Here is a 15,430-nt window from a genome sequence, read left to right on the forward strand (position 1 = left end):
ACGTAGTCAGACTCTGTTATAATAGAAGAGTTGAATGGAGGAATAAACATGAAAGAAACGACCTGCCCGAACTGCGGCAAGCCGATTACAGGCGACATGGTCAGATCATCCATGATCCCGTGCCAGTTTCAGTGCGGGCATTGCCATGTGAAATTGCGTGAATATAAAGTATCCGCTCCGATTATGGCTGCGGCCATTGCGATCACGGTGCTTTTGATTTATCTTGTGCAGATGGCCAGAACCGCCGTCATGCCGATGTTTCCGGCAGCGCGGTATGTGCCGGCCGCCATTTTCGCGCTCGTATGTGCGTATCCGGTGTTTATTGTCAGTGAGCGGCTCATTGCCAAACTCGTTGTCACAAAAGGACACATTATATACAGAAAGCGGTAAGACACCTTTGATGAGGTGTCTTTTTTTGTTAAGGATTTGTCACAGTCTCTGTGCCAAACTCCTCTTTACTTTTCATTGAATGGGGATTGTAAGCGTTTTATGATGAAGACACAGGGGAGAGAGAAACCCCGTGTCTTATTTATTTTCATCTGAAGGCAAGCAAACAGGGAGGGAATGAACATGCAGCAAGAACAGCAAGCTGGCATGAAAGTGAAGATACAGCGGTTCGGCAGTTATTTAAGCGGTATGATCATGCCGAATATCGGCGCATTTATCGCATGGGGAATTATTACCGCACTGTTTATACCTAAGGGATGGTTTCCGAATCCGCAGCTGAATACATTGGTAACCCCGATGATTACGTATCTACTGCCGCTTTTAATCGCATATACGGGCGGAAAAATGATCTATGATCACCGCGGGGGAGTCGTCGGAGCGACGGCCGCCATCGGAGTCATTGTCGGAGCGGACATTCCGATGTTCTTAGGGGCAATGATTATGGGGCCTTTGGGCGGTTATCTCATTAAACAATTAGACCGTGTGTTTAAAGATAAAGTCAGACAGGGTTTTGAAATGCTGATCAACAACTTCACGGCGGGAATTATCGGCGCGGTGCTGACGATTATCGCGTTTTATGCGATCGGCCCGGTCGTCCTGTCTCTTAACAAATTGCTGGCGGCGGGTGTGGAAGTCATTGTCCACGCGAATTTGCTGCCGATTGCAAGCGTTTTCGTAGAACCGGCGAAAGTCCTGTTCCTGAATAACGCGATCAACCACGGCATTTTAAGTCCGATCGGAATCGAGCAGGCCGCCAAAGCGGGTAAATCCATTCTGTTCTTAGTGGAAGCGAACCCCGGGCCGGGACTCGGTATTTTACTGGCATATATGTTCTTTGGGAAAGGCTCTTCAAGATCGACGGCTCCGGGAGCGGCGATCATTCATTTCTTCGGGGGGATACATGAAATCTATTTCCCTTACATTTTAATGAAACCGATGCTGATCCTCGCGGCGATCGCCGGGGGAGCGAGCGGACTGCTTACATTCTCGATCTTTAACGCAGGTCTTGTCGCCGCATCATCTCCGGGAAGCATCATCGCCATTTTAGCGCTGACGCCGAAAGGAAGCTACCTCGGCGTGCTGGCGGGCGTCATCGTTGCCGCGGCCGTATCGTTTATCGTCTCGGCGCTTATTCTGAAATCGTCTAAAGCGGGCGAAGAAGATTTGACAGCCGCGGCGGAAAAAATGCAGGAAATGAAAGGCAGGAAAAGTGAAGCGGCGGCCGCGTTGGCAGACAAAGAGGAAGAGCCGGAAAACAGCGCCGCTGATATGTCCGCTGACCAAGTCAGCCGCATTATCTTCGCGTGTGACGCGGGTATGGGATCGAGCGCAATGGGCGCCTCCATTTTAAGAAACAAAGTGAAAAAAGCAGACCTGGATATTGATGTGACAAATACGTCGATCAATAATCTTCCGAATGACGCGGATATCGTCATTACGCATAAGGACCTGACTGACCGCGCGAAAGCGAAGCTGCCGCAGGCGGTGCACATTTCGGTTGATAATTTCTTGAACAGCCCGAAATACGATGAACTGATTGAAAAGCTTAAAAACTAATCAAACAGAAAGAGGGATCTTCATCATGGAAGTATTGGCTAAAGCGAACATCAAACTGAACCAGACGGTGAACTCAAAAGAGGATGCCATCCGCCTCGCGGGACAGACATTGATTGATAACGGCTACGTGACGAACGGCTATGTGGAAAAAATGTTCGAACGTGAAGAAACATCATCCACGTTTATGGGGAATTTCATCGCGATCCCGCACGGCACGGAAGATGCGAAGGATGAGGTGCTTCATTCAGGCATTTCCGTCATCCAGATTCCGGACGGTGTGGAATACGGTGAAGGCAATACGGCAAAGGTCGTTTTCGGTATCGCCGGAAAAAACAATGAACATTTAGACATCCTGTCAAACATCGCCATCATCTGCTCAGAGGAAGAAAACATCGAACGGCTGATCAGTGCAAAGACGGAAGAAGAACTGGCCGCTATTTTCAGCGAGGTGAACTGACATGATTGCCCTTCATTTCGGAGCGGGAAACATCGGGCGGGGCTTTATCGGCGCCCTGCTCCATCATTCCGGCTATGAGGTAGTTTTCGCTGATGTGAATGAAACGATGGTCAGCCTTCTCAATGAAAAGAAGGAATATACCGTGGAGCTTGCCGACGGCGGCCGGCAGACAGAAATCATCGGCCCCGTTTCAGCCATCAACAGCGCGGTGCAAGAACAAGAGCTGTACGGGCTGATCAATGAAGCGGTGATCATTACGACGGCGGTGGGCCCGAACGTTCTCAGACTCATCGCCCCGTCCATCGCGGAAGGGCTGAAGCGCAGAACGTCCTCTGAGCCTCTCAATATCATTGCCTGTGAAAATATGATCAGCGGCAGCAGTTTTCTGAAAAAAGAAGTTTTCGGACATTTGACGGAAGCGGAGCGGGAACTCGTGAACCGGACGGTCGGCTTCCCGGATTCTGCGGTGGATCGGATCGTGCCGATTCAGCACCATGAAGATCCGCTGAAAGTATCCGTAGAACCGTTTTTTGAATGGGTCATAGACAGAACCGGCTTTGCCGGCGGCCAGCCGGTACTTAAAGGCGCGTTGTTTACGGATGATCTTACGCCTTTCATCGAGAGAAAGCTGTTTACCGTCAATACCGGCCATGCCGTTACGGCGTACGTCGGCTATCAGCGCGGATTAAAAACCGTCAAAGAGGCCATCGGCCATCCTGAAATCCGGCGTGTCGTGTACGATGCACTTTCAGAAACGGGCGAGTACTTGGTGAAAGCGTACGGCTTTAAGCAATCCGAACACGAGCAGTACATGAAAAAAATCATCGGCCGCTTTGAAAATGAATACATCACGGATGATGTGACAAGAGTCGCCAGATCACCGCTCAGAAAACTCGGAGCGAATGACAGATTAGTAGGGCCGGCCAAAAAAATAAAAGAACCGAACGCGCTGGCAGAAGGCATCGCCGCCGCCCTGCGCTTTGACTATCAGGATGATCCGGAAGCGGTTGAGCTGCAAAAGCTTATCGCGGAAAAAGGCACGAGCGGCGTTCTTCAAGACATTTGCGGTATTCAGCCGCATGAGCCGCTGCACGGCATCGTGCTCAAAAAGCTCAATCAATAAAAACGAACCCGCGTCGGGGGACGCGGGTTTTTTCTTGCGTTATAATGAGAGGGAAGGGAGGCTGCGTGATGAATCAGAAGCTATTGCCCCATCGTTTTCCGTTTCTTTTGATTGACGGTACGACGAACAGTGAAACCGGAAAATGGGCGGCTGCTTACAAAAACATCAGTGAAAATGACTGGTTTATAACTGAATCCCAAAGAGAGATGCCATTTTCGCTCGTCGTTGAAGCAATGGCCCAAACGGCGGCTTGCGCGGGAATTACCGGCGGTGACGGCCTCGGTCTCTTATCCGCGGTGAAGAAAGCGGAAAGGTTAGGTGCCGCTTTGCCGGGAGACCGTCTGGATCTTTTGTTTGAAGTCACGCGAATCAGGCGCGGTTTTGTGTTCGGCCGGGCGAAAGCGTCCGTTGCCGGGAAGCCTGTGGCGGAAGCTGAACTCAGCATATTTATCCAGCCATCGTAAAAAAAGCCGCCTCGAGCGGCGGCTTTCGGACAAGCGTGTTATTTTGTATCATAATCTCTTTCACTTTGTGAATTGTCCCTTTGGTCATGTTTGTGTTTTTCGTCATTGGCGTTTTCCTTCAGCTCTTCCAGCGGAATCGGATCGGTTAAATCATGATGTTCAGGATTTTCATTCGGTTTGTTCTTTTGTTTTCTTTCTTTCATCCTCCATCACCTCAATATTTCTTTTCCTCAACGTTCTCCCCGCCAAACGCAGGAAGCGGTTTTTTGTTCCTGCGGGTCATATGTATTAAAATAGAGACGACTACATTATAAAAAGTGAGGTACATATATGCCGATACAAAGAGAAGACGCAGATATTAAACTGATCGCGATTGATATGGACGGAACCCTGCTCAATGACGAGCAGCTCATCCCGGAGGAAAACCGGCGGGCGATCAAGGAAGCGGAGGCGAAAGGAATTCACGTCGTCATCAGCACAGGACGCACGCTGATGACCTGCCGCGAACTGGCTGAGTCTCTCGAGCTGTCATCCTTTTTAATCACGGCAAACGGCAGCGAAATCTGGGATTCCAACTTTGAGCTGGTTGAGCGCAAGCTTCTTCATACCGATCATATTCAAAAATTATGGGATCTGAGGAATAAGCACAACACGAATTTCTGGGCCTCTACCGTCGATAGAGTGTGGAGAGGGGAATTCCCGGAAACGATTACGGATCATCAGTGGCTCAAGTTCGGATTCGAAATCGAGGATGACGAAGTGCGGAATGAGGTGCTGAAAGAGCTCAAGGAATACAAGGAGCTCGAAATCACAAACTCAAGTCCGATCAACATCGAAGTCAATGCCCTCGGTATCAACAAAGCGGCTGCGCTGGCGAAGGTATCGGAAAAACTCGGCTTCACGATGGAAAATGTGATGGCCATGGGTGACAGTCTGAATGACATTGCCATGATTGAAAAAGCGGGTGTCGGCGTCGCCATGGGGAATGCGCAGGACATTGTGAAAGAAACAGCTGACTGGGTGACTGATGTCAACACGGAAAACGGGGTCGCCAAAGCGATCCGCCACTGGGTGTTATAATAGAAAAAAGAGAGAGTCTCAGTATGAGGCTCTCTCTTTTTTGTTTTGTCAGATTTGTGACTAGGTCCATGGTAGGTTTTCTGACAAAAGGATGTTCAAACCTGTCAGAATTAAATATAATGAAGAGAAATCCAATAATTCGGAATAGTCATTCCGAATAGCGGAATGATAATAATATAAAACGTTTACAATACAGGAGGGATCTTATGTTTCAGATTGACATCAATTGTGATTTAGGAGAGAGTTTCGGTGCTTATAAAATCGGGCTGGATGAAGAGATTTTGGACTATGTGACATCTGCAAACATCGCCTGCGGCTTTCATGCGGGTGATCCCAGCGTGATGCGCAAAACGGTTGCGCTTGCGGCGGAAAAAGGCGTGAAAATCGGCGCTCATCCGGGACTGTTCGATCTTCAGGGATTCGGGCGGCGGCAGATCGCGATTACACCCGAGGAAGCGTATGATCTGACGCTGTACCAAATCGGCGCGCTGTCAGGTTTTTTAAAAGCAGAAGGTGTCGAGATGCAGCATGTGAAGCCGCACGGCGCTTTATATAATATGGCCGCCGTCAATCCCGGCCTGTCAGAAGCCATCGCTCAGGCGGTCTGTCATTTTGATCCCGGGCTTATTCTTTTCGGGCTTTCCGGAAGCGAGCTGATTAAAGCGGGAGATCGAATCGGACTGAGGACGGCAAGCGAAGTGTTTGCGGACCGCACCTATCAGGAAGACGGCACGCTGACGCCGCGTTCAGAGCCGGATGCGCTGATTCAGGATGACAAAAAAGCGGTCGGTCAAGTGATTCAAATGGTGAAAGACAGCACGGTGACATCACGTAAGGGACAAGCTGTAAGCCTGAAAGCGGACACGGTCTGCATTCACGGAGACGGAGCCCACGCCCTCACATTCGCAAAAACAATCAAAAAAGAATTAAAAGCGGCAGACATTCAAATCAGCGCGCTTGCAAAAGACTGAGCAGCAGAGGGAGGAAGACAGCATGGAGCAAAAGAAAAAAACAGCCGGAAAGGCTTCCGGCAAATGGTCGCTTCTTTTAGGCGCGACATTTTTGATGGCGACATCATCAATCGGGCCCGGCTTTCTGACGCAAACGGCCACGTTTACCAATACATTGGCGGCAAGCTTCGGCTTTATCATTTTAATTTCTATTATTTTGGACATTTTCGCGCAAACCAATGTATGGCGGATTATCGCGGTTTCCGGAAAGCGCGGCCAAGAGATTGCCAATATGGTGCTTCCGGGCGCCGGTTATGCCATTGCTTTTCTGGTCGTGCTCGGCGGACTTGCGTTTAATATCGGAAACATCGGCGGCGCAGGTCTCGGTCTTCAAGTATTATTCGGGATCAAACCGGAGATCGGCGCTTTAATCAGCGCAGCGGTCGCGGTGCTGATTTTTGTCATAAAGGAAGCCGGAAAAGTCATGGATCGTTTTATGCAGATCGCCGGCATCGTCATGATCGTATTGACGGTGTATGTTGCCGTAACGACGGCTCCGCCGGTCGGACACGCCGTTGTGAAAACTTTTATGCCTGATCATATCAGTGTGCTGGCGATCGTGACGCTTGTCGGCGGCACAGTCGGCGGATACATTACATTTGCCGGCGGCCACCGTTTGCTTGATTCAGGCATCCAAGGGAAGGAAGTCATTCCTCAGGTCACGAAAAGCTCCATCACAGGCGTTCTGATTACATCGATTATGCGGATTGCCCTGTTTCTCGCCGTGCTTGGCGTCGTCTCAAAGGGCCTGAGCATTGATCCTGATAATCCCGCGGCTTCTGTATTCCGGCTTGCGGCGGGAAATGTAGGCTATAAAATTTTCGGCGTCATCATGTGGTCTGCCGCTATCACGTCTGTCATCGGCGCCGCCTATACATCGGTGTCATTCTTCAAATCGTTTTCGGCAAAAATCGAAAAGCACTCACATGGCGTAATTATCGGCTTTATCATCGTATCCACTCTTATTTTTGTCACGATCGGCCAGCCTGCCAAAATTCTGGTCGCGGTCGGTTCGCTTAACGGCTTAATTCTGCCGCTTGCATTAGCGATGATTCTGTTGGGCGCTTATAAGAAAAAAATCGTCGGCGATTACAAGCATCCGATCTGGCTCACGATTGCAGGGGCGATCGTAGTGGTTGTCATGGCGGTTATGGGCATCTATACATTATTCACGCAGATGCCGCAGCTATGGAGCTGATGATATGAAAAAACATATGAGAGACATGAGCCCCGAAGAAATCAGACAGCTGATCAGGAAGGGGCAGATGACCGGGCCGACGGCGGGGGTGGCCGCTTCTTACGCACAAGCCAATCTCGTCGTTTTGCAAAAGGATCTTGCCTTTGATTTTCTCTTATTCTGCCAGCGCAATCAAAAGCCTTGTCCGGTGCTTGACGTGACGGATGCGGGTTCACCCGTTCCGGCAATAGCGGCGCCGGGAGCTGATATCCGGACGGACTTGCCGAAATACAGGATTTATCGGCATGGCGTGCTTACTGAAGAGGTAACGGATATTACGCCGTATTGGAAGGATGATGATGTCGGGTTTTTGATCGGCTGCAGTTTTTCATTCGAGCAAGCCCTTATCAATCAGCACATTCCAATCAGGCACATCGATGAGGGTGTGAATGTCCCCATGTATAAAACAGACATTGACTGTGTTCCGGCGGGCCCGTTTTCGGGAAAGATGGTCGTCAGCATGAGACCGATTCCGGAAAGGCTTGCAGTCCGCGCGGCGCAGGTCACGTCACGTTTTCCCGCCGTGCACGGCGCCCCCGTCCGCATCGGAAATCCGCAAAGCATCGGCATCAGCGATTTGCATCAGCCGGATTTCGGAGATGCCGTAACGGTGCGGGAAGGTGAAGTTCCCGTATTCTGGGCTTGCGGCGTTACACCCCAGGCGGTGATCATGGAAGCAAAGCCTGACATCGTAATAACACATTCACCGGGGCACATGCTGATCACCGATATACGAAATGAATCGCTTGCTGTCCTGTAAAGTGAGAAAGAATACAACGAGGTGATGACAATGATGCAGTATAGCGGAAATACAGCGCTTGATATACAGCCGTACGGTGATTCCGCCGTTATCATCCGCTTTGGCGGGCACATCAGCGAAGAGGTCAACAGCCGGGTGCATGCGGCGGCAGCCTGTATGGAAGAACGGCCGTTTCCGGGCTTCGTTGAATGTATTCCGGCATTCACAAGCTTAACGATCTTTTATGATGTGTATGCCGTCTCAAACATAAAAAAAGGCGTCTCTCCTTTTGCCCTGGTCAAGAAAGAAGTGACGGAACGTCTCAGCCATACAATGACCGACCGCAAAGAAGAGCGCCGGGTGATGGAAATCCCCGTTTGCTACGGCGGTGATTTCGGTCCCGATTTAGAAGAGGTCGCTGAGATGAACGATCTGACCCCGGAAGACGTCATCCGCATTCATACTGAAGGCGAATATCTCGTTTATATGCTCGGATTTGCGCCGGGATTTCCGTTTTTAGGAGGAATGTCTGAGCGGATCAGAGCGCCGAGAAAGGCGTCGCCAAGGCCGTCCATCCCGGCCGGTTCAGTAGGAATCGCGGGAATGCAGACCGGTGTGTATCCGATATCCACTCCCGGCGGCTGGCAGCTGATCGGCAGCACCCCGCTCCGGCTTTTCAGGCCGGAAGAACATCCGCCGAGTCTTTTGAGAGCGGGCGATACGGTGAAATTCGTCCGGATCACGGCAGAGGAGTACAGCCGCATCAAGGAGGGAGCCGAATGAGTATGAAAGTGGTAAAGCCCGGTCTCTTGACGACGGTTCAGGACACGGGGCGGACGGGGTATCAGAAATACGGTGTACTGGGAAGCGGCGCAATGGATACGATCTCTCTGCGCATCGCCAATCTTCTTGCCGGAAATCAAGAAAAAGAGGCGGGGCTGGAAATTACGCTTATGGGGCCCGGGCCTTCTTTTGAATTTTCAGAACCTGCGGTTATTGCCGTCACGGGGGCGGATTTTGCCCTTCATATTAATGGGGAGCCCGCTCCTCTGTGGAAACCGGTTTTGATAAAGGAAAACAGCGTCGTCTCGTTCGGGCCGTGCAAGATGGGGAGCCGCGCATATCTCGCCGTCGCGGGGGGATTTGACGTGCCCGCCGTCATGGAAAGCAAAAGCACGTATGTCAGAGCGGGGATCGGCGGTTTTTGCGGAAGAGCGCTGCAAAAAGATGATGAGCTGCCGCTCGGCCGTATGACGCCATGTTCGGAATCAATCGCGTACCGTCTGAGCGATTCTTTCGGACAGCATGGTTTCTCAGCGCCTGATTGGTCTGTCAGCAGCAGGGGATTTCTGCCGCTGAAAAAAAATCCGGTCATACGAGTGCTTGAAGGCGCTCAATTTCACGCTTTTACAGAAGAAGCAAAATTGCGTTTTTATCAAGAGTCATATACGGTCACGCCTCAATCCGACCGAATGGGCTACCGGCTGAAGGGCGCTCCGCTTGAATTGCGGGAGCCGCTGGAGATGGTATCTGAGGCCGTGACGTTCGGAACGGTGCAGGTGCCGCCGGACGGCAATCCGATTATTCTGCTGGCTGACAGACAGACGACGGGGGGCTATCCGCGGATGGCGCATATCATATCCGCCGATCTTCCTCTCGTCGCCCAAACGATGCCGGGGGAACATATCACGTTCCGGGCCGTTTCGCTGGAGGAAGCGGAAATGCTGCTTTTGGAGAAGGAACAGCAGCTGAAGGAGCTGAAAGCAAGGCTCAAAATGGAATGGCTGATCTGACAAAGGGGCTAAAGACCATGGAAAACAAAAACAAAACCGTCATCAAATCAATGGAACTGCTTCATTTGTTTCTGACTGAACCGAGCCTGAGCTTAAATGAGCTGGTTTCTCTATCGGAAATGCCGAAGACCTCGGTTCATCGCATGGCAAGCTCACTGGAGGAAACGGGGTTTCTCACCCGGGCGGCGGACGGCCGTTATCAGCTTGGTCTGATCTTTTTACAATTCGGCCAGCTCGTCTCTGAACGTCTGGATATCAGGAAAATAGCCAAGCCGATTATGGAAGAGCTGTGCGGCGAAGTGGATGAGGCCGTTCAGCTGATCATGAGGGACGGAGATGAAGCCATTTACGTCGAGAAAATTGAAGGCACCCAAACCGTCCGCCTGTATACGGCAATCGGCCGCCGGTCGCCGCTGTACGCGGGAGCGTGCGCCAGAAGCATTCTATCGTTTCTGCCAAAAGAGGAGATTGACACATACATTCAGAAGACAAAGCTTGCCGCAATCGCCTCAGGCACGATGACGGATCGGGCTGAACTTCTTCAATCCATTGAAAGATCCTTGCAATCAGGGTATACGATCAGCTATTCGGAATTAGAAGATTACACGGCGGCGATCGGAGCGCCGATTTTCAATCACGAAGGTAAGGTGGCTGCCGGAATCAGCATCGCCGGCTTCGAAGCCCGGTTTTCAGAGGACAGGCTGCCATATTTAACCGAAAAGGTCAAAAACGCAGCACAGCATATTTCTGAGAAATTGGGTTATTGACCGAGCCAATTTTTCTTCACTCGCGTACATTACAATATCGATAGTAACGAGTGGAGGAAAGTAAATGGGACTTGTTTATACGGCGCTGGGGGATTCTTTGACGACGGGGAGGGGGGCCGGGCCGTTTTCCGCCGGTTTTGTCCAGCGGTTCGGGCGTATGCTGGCAGAAGATTTACAGACAAGAACTGACGTATCCATCTTTGCCAAATCAGGCCTTGAGACGGGAGAAATTCTCGGGCTTATGTCCTTGCCGTACATTCAGAGGCGGATTCAGGCTGCTGATATGATTACGATTACAGGCTGCGGCAACGATTTGATCGATTCGGTTCAGGCATATCAGCAAACATCGGACGCTTCGGTGTTCACCAGCGTGTCCAGTCACTGCCATGAGAACTTTGAAAAGATGATAGCCAAGATCGCTGCCTTAAAAGGACCGCACCCGTCTCCTTATGAGATCCGCGTCTTTAATTTATACAATCCTTTCCCGGGAATCTCCATTGCAGAAAAATGGATATCCTCTTATAATGCGCACCTCAGCACACTCGCATCGGCGCCGCACGTCAAAATCGCCGACGTCCACAGCGCTTTCAAAGGAAAAATGAATGAATATCTCTCTCATGACCGCGTACACCCCAACAGCAAGGGATATGAAGTCATGGCATGCGTCCTGCGGGGGCTCGGATACGGAAGCCTCGCCCGCTCATAACGCGCGCTCCTTTTCATCGGGAGCGCGCTTTTCGTGCTCCTTAAAACAAACTTAAAATTGTCCGACTTTCGTTCTATCCGCGCAAAAAATACGCTAGAATAATGGGGGATAAAGACAGAAATAGAATTGTGTTCAAAAAATGATAACAGAAAGGATGGATTGCTTTGCTGCGCGCCTTAAAACTATCACTCGCGATGCTGATTATTATACTTGCGGCCGCCGCATTTACGTATGCGGAACATACCTCTGTCATACAGCCGGTTATGCTCGTGTTTCTCGGTGCGGTCATGTTCATTCAGGGGCTGGAGGAAAAACGGAAAGAAAACGACGGTTCCGGGAAATTCAATATCTATACCGCCGTTTTTGTATGGTCAATCTCCTTAATCGGTTTTACGCTTCACGCGATCTGAGTCTGATAGATCCTGAAAATGCTCCACAACGGGAAATGGTGAATAAAAACGGTGCAGTAAGGCTTTCCATTCCTGATATTCCGGCGATCCGCGAAAGCCTTTTGTATGATCTTCCAATGTCTCCCATTCCACAAGCAGTAAATATTTATGCGTCTTTTCCATACATTTGGACAAGGAATGGGACAGATAACCTTTCATGCCCGCTATAATCGGCTCCGCCCAGCGGAATGCCTCTTCGAATTCCCCCTCAAGACCTTCTTTTACATACAGCATGGCTGCTTCTCTGATCATCTGAAATTCCCCCTTTTTTTAATAGATACATTGTATAAGAATATGGCCCGTGACGGCAGGAAAAACAAAAAAATTTTAAACAATATGAGAAAAAAATCCTTGCCAGTCTGATTTGGTTTAGGAGAAAATAACAGTTGGAAGGCAGGGGAATAGACAGTGAAAAAAGGGTTATACCTATTACTTTTACTCGCAGGAATCATAGGTTTGATCGGCTGCTCGAAAACGGAATCGGCCGAAGACAGAATGAAAGATTTCGTAAAAGACTGGAACGGCGGTCATTACGATAAGATGTACCAAAGCCTCACCCAGGATGAAAAGAAAAAACTATCCAAAAAGGATTTTGTAAAGCGATATGAAACCATTTATGAACAAGCAGGGGTTAAAAATCTGAAAGTCACTGCCGAAAAACAGGACGAAGACGACAAGAAAAAAGATGACCTCCAGCACATCGATTATAAGGTCAGCATGGATACAAAAGCAGGGAAGGTCGCTTTTGAAAACACGGCCGTCCTGAAAAAAGAAAAAACAGACGATGGAGAATCATGGAACATCGACTGGAATCCTTCTTTTATTTTCAAACAGCTTTCCGATGACAAAACCGTGCAGATCGCAAATGAAGAACCGAAGCGCGGACAAATTTACGACAAAGACGGAAAAGGTCTCGCCGTGAATACCGAGGTGCCGGAAATCGGCATTATCCCTGGAAAACTCGGCAAGGATAAAGACAGCGTGATCAAAAAACTGTCTGAAAAACTGGACCTTTCTGAAGACGATATCAAAAGCAAACTGAACCAGGGCTGGGTAAAAGACGACTCCTATGTCCCGATTCAAAAAATCAGACCGGATGATGAAAGCAAGGTCAAAAGCCTGCTCGCATTAGACGGCGTGACGAAAACGAAAGTCAGCTCCCGCTACTATCCGTACGGCGAAAAAGCGGCCCATCTGACCGGCTATATTAAAACCATCACAGCGGAGCAGCTGAAAAAAGCGAAAGACGGCCAATACAGCGATACTTCCAAAATCGGCATCGCCGGCCTTGAGAATGTATATGAAGACAAGCTGCGCGGCACGACCGGCTGGAAAATTTACGTCCCGCAAACAGGTGAGGTCATTGCTGAAAAGAAAGCCGAAAGCGGGCAGGATATTCATGTAACGATTGACATGAAAACGCAGACGAAGCTGTATGATTCTATGAAAGATGACAGCGGAGCGGCAGTCGCTCTCGAACCGCAAACGGGAGAGACACTCGCGCTCGTCAGCGCACCGTCTTATGACCCGAACGGCTTTATTTTCGGCTGGAGCGGCAAAGAATGGAAAAAGCTGAATGAAGATAAAAACAATCCGTTTTCAGCGAAATTCAACAAACTTTATGCGCCGGGATCAACGATTAAACCGATTGCCGCGGCAGTCGGCCTGACAAACGGCACATTGAAAGCGTCAGAAAAGAAAAAAATCACCGGAAAAGAGTGGCAGAAAGATTCAAGCTGGGGCGGTTACCATGTCACACGCGTATCAGAGCGCCTGAATGAAGTGGATCTCGAAAACGCGCTGATCACATCGGACAACATCTACTTTGCGCAAAATGCCATAGATGCCGGAGCGGACGCGTTTACAAAAGGATTAAAAACATTTGGCTTTGATGAAGAGATTCCGTACCAATTTCCGATTGAAAAGTCTTCAATCGCTAACGGCAAGCTTGATTCCGAGATCCTTCTCGGAGATACGGGCTACGGCCAGGGGCAGATGCTGATGTCTCCGCTGCACTTAGCGGCTGACTATACCGCATTTGTAACAGACGGAAATCTCGTCAAACCGACATTGATCAAAGACGGAGAAAAAACACCGCAAATCTGGCATAAGCAAGTGGTGTCGGAAGCCAATGCCGAAGAAATCACAAAAGGGCTGAGAGGCGTCGTTGAAGATCCGCGCGGCTCTGCATATCAGCCGGCCGTAAGCGGCATTACCGTAGCCGGGAAAACCGGTACAGCCGAGCTGAAAACGTCTAAAGAAGATAAAGACGGCAAAGAAAACGGCTGGTTTGTCGGTTACGATTATAAAAAGAAAGACCTCTTGATCGCGATGATGATTCAAGACGTCAAAAAACGCGGCGGAAGCCATTACGTCGTTGAAAAAGCGAAAAAGCAGTTTCAGAATCATTAAATGACGATTTTTTGCGGGCTGAAAGGAAAATCGGCCGCCGAAGCAGAATGAAACAGCATGGGCAATTCCTGAAAACAGAGATACAAGAGGCTCTAAGAAAAAGGGGGATTTCACATGCAGCGCATTCAATTGGCTGAAGACCTGGAATTTTCAAGAGTGATACACGGGCTTTGGCGTCTGAACGAATGGAATGTTTCAGACGGAGAGCTGCTGAATCTGATTGAATGGTGTATCAGCCAAGGCATCACCACCTTCGACCATGCCGATATATACGGCGGTTATACGTGTGAAAAGCTGTTCGGCGGCGCTTTGTCCCTTTCGCCTTCAATAAGGGAGCGAATCGAAATCGTCACAAAATGCGGGATTGTCATTGAATCACCGGAACGGCCCGGAAACAAGTCGCATCATTATAATACGTCGAAGTCTCACATTTTAGCGTCGGCGGAGCAGTCGCTTTTGAATCTGAATACGGATTATCTGGATGTGCTGCTCATTCACAGACCGGACCCGCTTATGGACCCGGAGGCTGTGGCTGAAGCGTTTCACGCGCTGAAAAGCTCGGGAAAGGTCAGATATTTCGGAGTATCGAACTTTAAAGTGCACCAGTACAGAATGCTCGAATCCTATTTGGATGATCCGCTCATCACAAACCAAATTGAAATCTCGGCGTACGAGCTGGAAAATATTCATGACGGCACGCTGGATTTCTGTCAGGAAAAACGCATTCCGCCGATGGCGTGGTCACCGCTTGCGGGCGGGAGCGTCTTTACCGGACAATCAGATAAGGACGTCCGAATCCGTGCCGCGCTTTGTTCCGTACAGGAAGAAATCGGCGCCGCTTCCATTGACGAAGTCATGTACGCATGGCTGTTCACCCACCCGGCAGACATCATGCCGATTGTCGGCAGCGGAAAACAGAGCCGCATTTCCGCCGCGGTGCGTGCATCAGCTTACACACTCAGCCATGATCAATGGTTTCGGGTTTATACAAGTGTTCAAGGTTATGATATTCCATAAACAAAACAAACGCCCCGGAAGGTATCTTCCCGGGCGTTTGTTTATGTGGTGTGCAATGTCTAAAAACAAGTAAGGTCACTTTGAAGTATAGCCGTTCAGATGAAAGGAACCAAGCATCACGGCATATTATCTGACACATTTTTCTTGTTCAATACTGTCACACGGACCAGTG

The 15,430-nt window shown here is 49.8% G+C and carries 18 protein-coding genes; 16 read left to right on the forward strand and 2 right to left on the reverse strand.

What is annotated here, in order from left to right:
• Positions 1–48 precede the first annotated feature (48 nt).
• From G9F75_RS17745 to G9F75_RS17765, 5 genes are all read left to right on the forward strand, one after another.
• Positions 49–390, forward strand: coding sequence for a hypothetical protein (locus tag G9F75_RS17745; protein WP_003156306.1), 342 nt, complete (start codon positions 49–51; stop codon positions 388–390).
• 174 nt (positions 391–564) lie between these two features.
• Positions 565–2,004 carry a PTS mannitol transporter subunit IIBC gene (locus G9F75_RS17750; protein ID WP_167409277.1) on the forward strand — a complete coding sequence of 480 codons (1,440 nt, stop codon included), beginning with the start codon at positions 565–567 and terminating at the stop codon, positions 2,002–2,004.
• A gap of 25 nt (positions 2,005–2,029) precedes the next feature.
• Complete coding sequence (locus G9F75_RS17755) at positions 2,030–2,461, forward strand: PTS mannitol transporter subunit IIA (protein WP_167409278.1); 432 nt, start codon at positions 2,030–2,032, stop codon at positions 2,459–2,461.
• Between the two features lies 1 nt (position 2,462).
• On the forward strand, positions 2,463–3,584 hold the full coding sequence (locus G9F75_RS17760; protein ID WP_167409279.1) for a mannitol-1-phosphate 5-dehydrogenase: 1,122 nt from the start codon (positions 2,463–2,465) through the stop codon (positions 3,582–3,584).
• Positions 3,585–3,652: 68 nt separating this feature from the next.
• Positions 3,653–4,048, forward strand: a complete 396-nt coding sequence (locus G9F75_RS17765; RefSeq protein ID WP_167409280.1) for a 3-hydroxyacyl-ACP dehydratase FabZ family protein — start codon at positions 3,653–3,655, stop codon at positions 4,046–4,048.
• Positions 4,049–4,086: 38 nt separating this feature from the next.
• On the opposite strand, the gene G9F75_RS17770 is transcribed toward G9F75_RS17765, so the two are convergent.
• Entirely contained in the window at positions 4,087–4,251 is a 165-nt protein-coding gene (locus G9F75_RS17770) for a hypothetical protein (protein WP_003156294.1), read from the reverse strand.
• A gap of 127 nt (positions 4,252–4,378) precedes the next feature.
• Here G9F75_RS17770 and G9F75_RS17775 point away from each other — a divergent pair, with 127 nt between their 5' ends.
• The 9 genes from G9F75_RS17775 (at position 4,379) to G9F75_RS17815 (ending at position 11,790) form a co-directional block, all read left to right on the forward strand.
• On the forward strand, positions 4,379–5,128 hold the full coding sequence (locus G9F75_RS17775; RefSeq protein ID WP_003156292.1) for a Cof-type HAD-IIB family hydrolase: 750 nt from the start codon (positions 4,379–4,381) through the stop codon (positions 5,126–5,128).
• 206 nt (positions 5,129–5,334) lie between these two features.
• Positions 5,335–6,099 (forward strand): 5-oxoprolinase subunit PxpA, encoded by a 765-nt coding sequence (locus G9F75_RS17780; protein WP_007609444.1) that lies wholly within the window; start codon positions 5,335–5,337, stop codon positions 6,097–6,099.
• Between the two features lie 22 nt (positions 6,100–6,121).
• Positions 6,122–7,336 (forward strand): NRAMP family divalent metal transporter, encoded by a 1,215-nt coding sequence (locus G9F75_RS17785; protein WP_072177360.1) that lies wholly within the window; start codon positions 6,122–6,124, stop codon positions 7,334–7,336.
• A 4-nt stretch (positions 7,337–7,340) separates the two neighbouring features.
• Positions 7,341–8,135 (forward strand): putative hydro-lyase, encoded by a 795-nt coding sequence (locus G9F75_RS17790; protein WP_025649988.1) that lies wholly within the window; start codon positions 7,341–7,343, stop codon positions 8,133–8,135.
• A gap of 30 nt (positions 8,136–8,165) precedes the next feature.
• On the forward strand, positions 8,166–8,897 hold the full coding sequence (gene pxpB / locus G9F75_RS17795; RefSeq protein ID WP_110124520.1) for a 5-oxoprolinase subunit PxpB: 732 nt from the start codon (positions 8,166–8,168) through the stop codon (positions 8,895–8,897).
• Positions 8,898–8,899: 2 nt separating this feature from the next.
• Positions 8,900–9,907: a 5-oxoprolinase subunit C family protein gene (locus G9F75_RS17800; protein WP_014720726.1), complete on the forward strand. Its 1,008-nt coding sequence runs from the start codon at positions 8,900–8,902 to the stop codon at positions 9,905–9,907.
• Positions 9,908–9,924: 17 nt separating this feature from the next.
• Positions 9,925–10,674: an IclR family transcriptional regulator gene (locus G9F75_RS17805; protein ID WP_017419257.1), complete on the forward strand. Its 750-nt coding sequence runs from the start codon at positions 9,925–9,927 to the stop codon at positions 10,672–10,674.
• Positions 10,675–10,738: 64 nt separating this feature from the next.
• Positions 10,739–11,380: a GDSL-type esterase/lipase family protein gene (locus tag G9F75_RS17810; protein WP_014416924.1), complete on the forward strand. Its 642-nt coding sequence runs from the start codon at positions 10,739–10,741 to the stop codon at positions 11,378–11,380.
• Between the two features lie 194 nt (positions 11,381–11,574).
• Positions 11,575–11,790, forward strand: coding sequence for a YczI family protein (locus tag G9F75_RS17815; protein WP_369719110.1), 216 nt, complete (start codon positions 11,575–11,577; stop codon positions 11,788–11,790).
• Here G9F75_RS17815 and G9F75_RS17820 read toward each other — a convergent pair.
• Complete coding sequence (locus tag G9F75_RS17820) at positions 11,761–12,081, reverse strand: antibiotic biosynthesis monooxygenase family protein (RefSeq protein WP_022552601.1); 321 nt, start codon at positions 12,079–12,081, stop codon at positions 11,761–11,763. The two genes, G9F75_RS17815 and G9F75_RS17820, sit on opposite strands and share 30 nt — an antisense overlap.
• Positions 12,082–12,237: 156 nt before the next feature.
• Here G9F75_RS17820 and G9F75_RS17825 point away from each other — a divergent pair, with 156 nt between their 5' ends.
• Both G9F75_RS17825 and G9F75_RS17830 read left to right on the forward strand, forming a co-directional pair.
• Positions 12,238–14,241: a penicillin-binding transpeptidase domain-containing protein gene (locus G9F75_RS17825; protein ID WP_021495105.1), complete on the forward strand. Its 2,004-nt coding sequence runs from the start codon at positions 12,238–12,240 to the stop codon at positions 14,239–14,241.
• 114 nt (positions 14,242–14,355) lie between these two features.
• Positions 14,356–15,258: an aldo/keto reductase gene (locus tag G9F75_RS17830; RefSeq protein ID WP_167409281.1), complete on the forward strand. Its 903-nt coding sequence runs from the start codon at positions 14,356–14,358 to the stop codon at positions 15,256–15,258.
• The last annotated feature ends 172 nt before the right edge of the window (positions 15,259–15,430 follow it).

It is taken from the genome of Bacillus sp. EKM208B (assembly GCF_011800725.1).
GTDB classification, from domain to species: domain Bacteria; phylum Bacillota; class Bacilli; order Bacillales; family Bacillaceae; genus Bacillus; species Bacillus velezensis.

Excerpts from the sequence above, each read along its gene's own strand:
- G9F75_RS17805 (WP_017419257.1), top strand. The coding sequence starts at position 9,925 with ATGGAAAACAAAAACAAAACCGTCATCAAATCAATGGAACTGCTTCAT.
- G9F75_RS17745 (WP_003156306.1), top strand. The coding sequence starts at position 49 with ATGAAAGAAACGACCTGCCCGAACTGCGGCAAGCCGATTACAGGCGAC.
- G9F75_RS17815 (WP_369719110.1), top strand. The coding sequence starts at position 11,575 with ATGCTGATTATTATACTTGCGGCCGCCGCATTTACGTATGCGGAACAT.
- G9F75_RS17810 (WP_014416924.1), top strand. The coding sequence starts at position 10,739 with ATGGGACTTGTTTATACGGCGCTGGGGGATTCTTTGACGACGGGGAGG.
- G9F75_RS17820 (WP_022552601.1), bottom strand. The coding sequence starts at position 12,081 with ATGATCAGAGAAGCAGCCATGCTGTATGTAAAAGAAGGTCTTGAGGGG.
- G9F75_RS17785 (WP_072177360.1), top strand. The coding sequence starts at position 6,122 with ATGGAGCAAAAGAAAAAAACAGCCGGAAAGGCTTCCGGCAAATGGTCG.
- G9F75_RS17790 (WP_025649988.1), top strand. The coding sequence starts at position 7,341 with ATGAAAAAACATATGAGAGACATGAGCCCCGAAGAAATCAGACAGCTG.
- G9F75_RS17830 (WP_167409281.1), top strand. The coding sequence starts at position 14,356 with ATGCAGCGCATTCAATTGGCTGAAGACCTGGAATTTTCAAGAGTGATA.
- G9F75_RS17760 (WP_167409279.1), top strand. The coding sequence starts at position 2,463 with ATGATTGCCCTTCATTTCGGAGCGGGAAACATCGGGCGGGGCTTTATC.
- G9F75_RS17765 (WP_167409280.1), top strand. The coding sequence starts at position 3,653 with ATGAATCAGAAGCTATTGCCCCATCGTTTTCCGTTTCTTTTGATTGAC.
- pxpB (WP_110124520.1), top strand. The coding sequence starts at position 8,166 with ATGATGCAGTATAGCGGAAATACAGCGCTTGATATACAGCCGTACGGT.
- G9F75_RS17770 (WP_003156294.1), bottom strand. The coding sequence starts at position 4,251 with ATGAAAGAAAGAAAACAAAAGAACAAACCGAATGAAAATCCTGAACAT.
- G9F75_RS17750 (WP_167409277.1), top strand. The coding sequence starts at position 565 with ATGAACATGCAGCAAGAACAGCAAGCTGGCATGAAAGTGAAGATACAG.
- G9F75_RS17780 (WP_007609444.1), top strand. The coding sequence starts at position 5,335 with ATGTTTCAGATTGACATCAATTGTGATTTAGGAGAGAGTTTCGGTGCT.
- G9F75_RS17775 (WP_003156292.1), top strand. The coding sequence starts at position 4,379 with ATGCCGATACAAAGAGAAGACGCAGATATTAAACTGATCGCGATTGAT.
- G9F75_RS17755 (WP_167409278.1), top strand. The coding sequence starts at position 2,030 with ATGGAAGTATTGGCTAAAGCGAACATCAAACTGAACCAGACGGTGAAC.
- G9F75_RS17800 (WP_014720726.1), top strand. The coding sequence starts at position 8,900 with ATGAAAGTGGTAAAGCCCGGTCTCTTGACGACGGTTCAGGACACGGGG.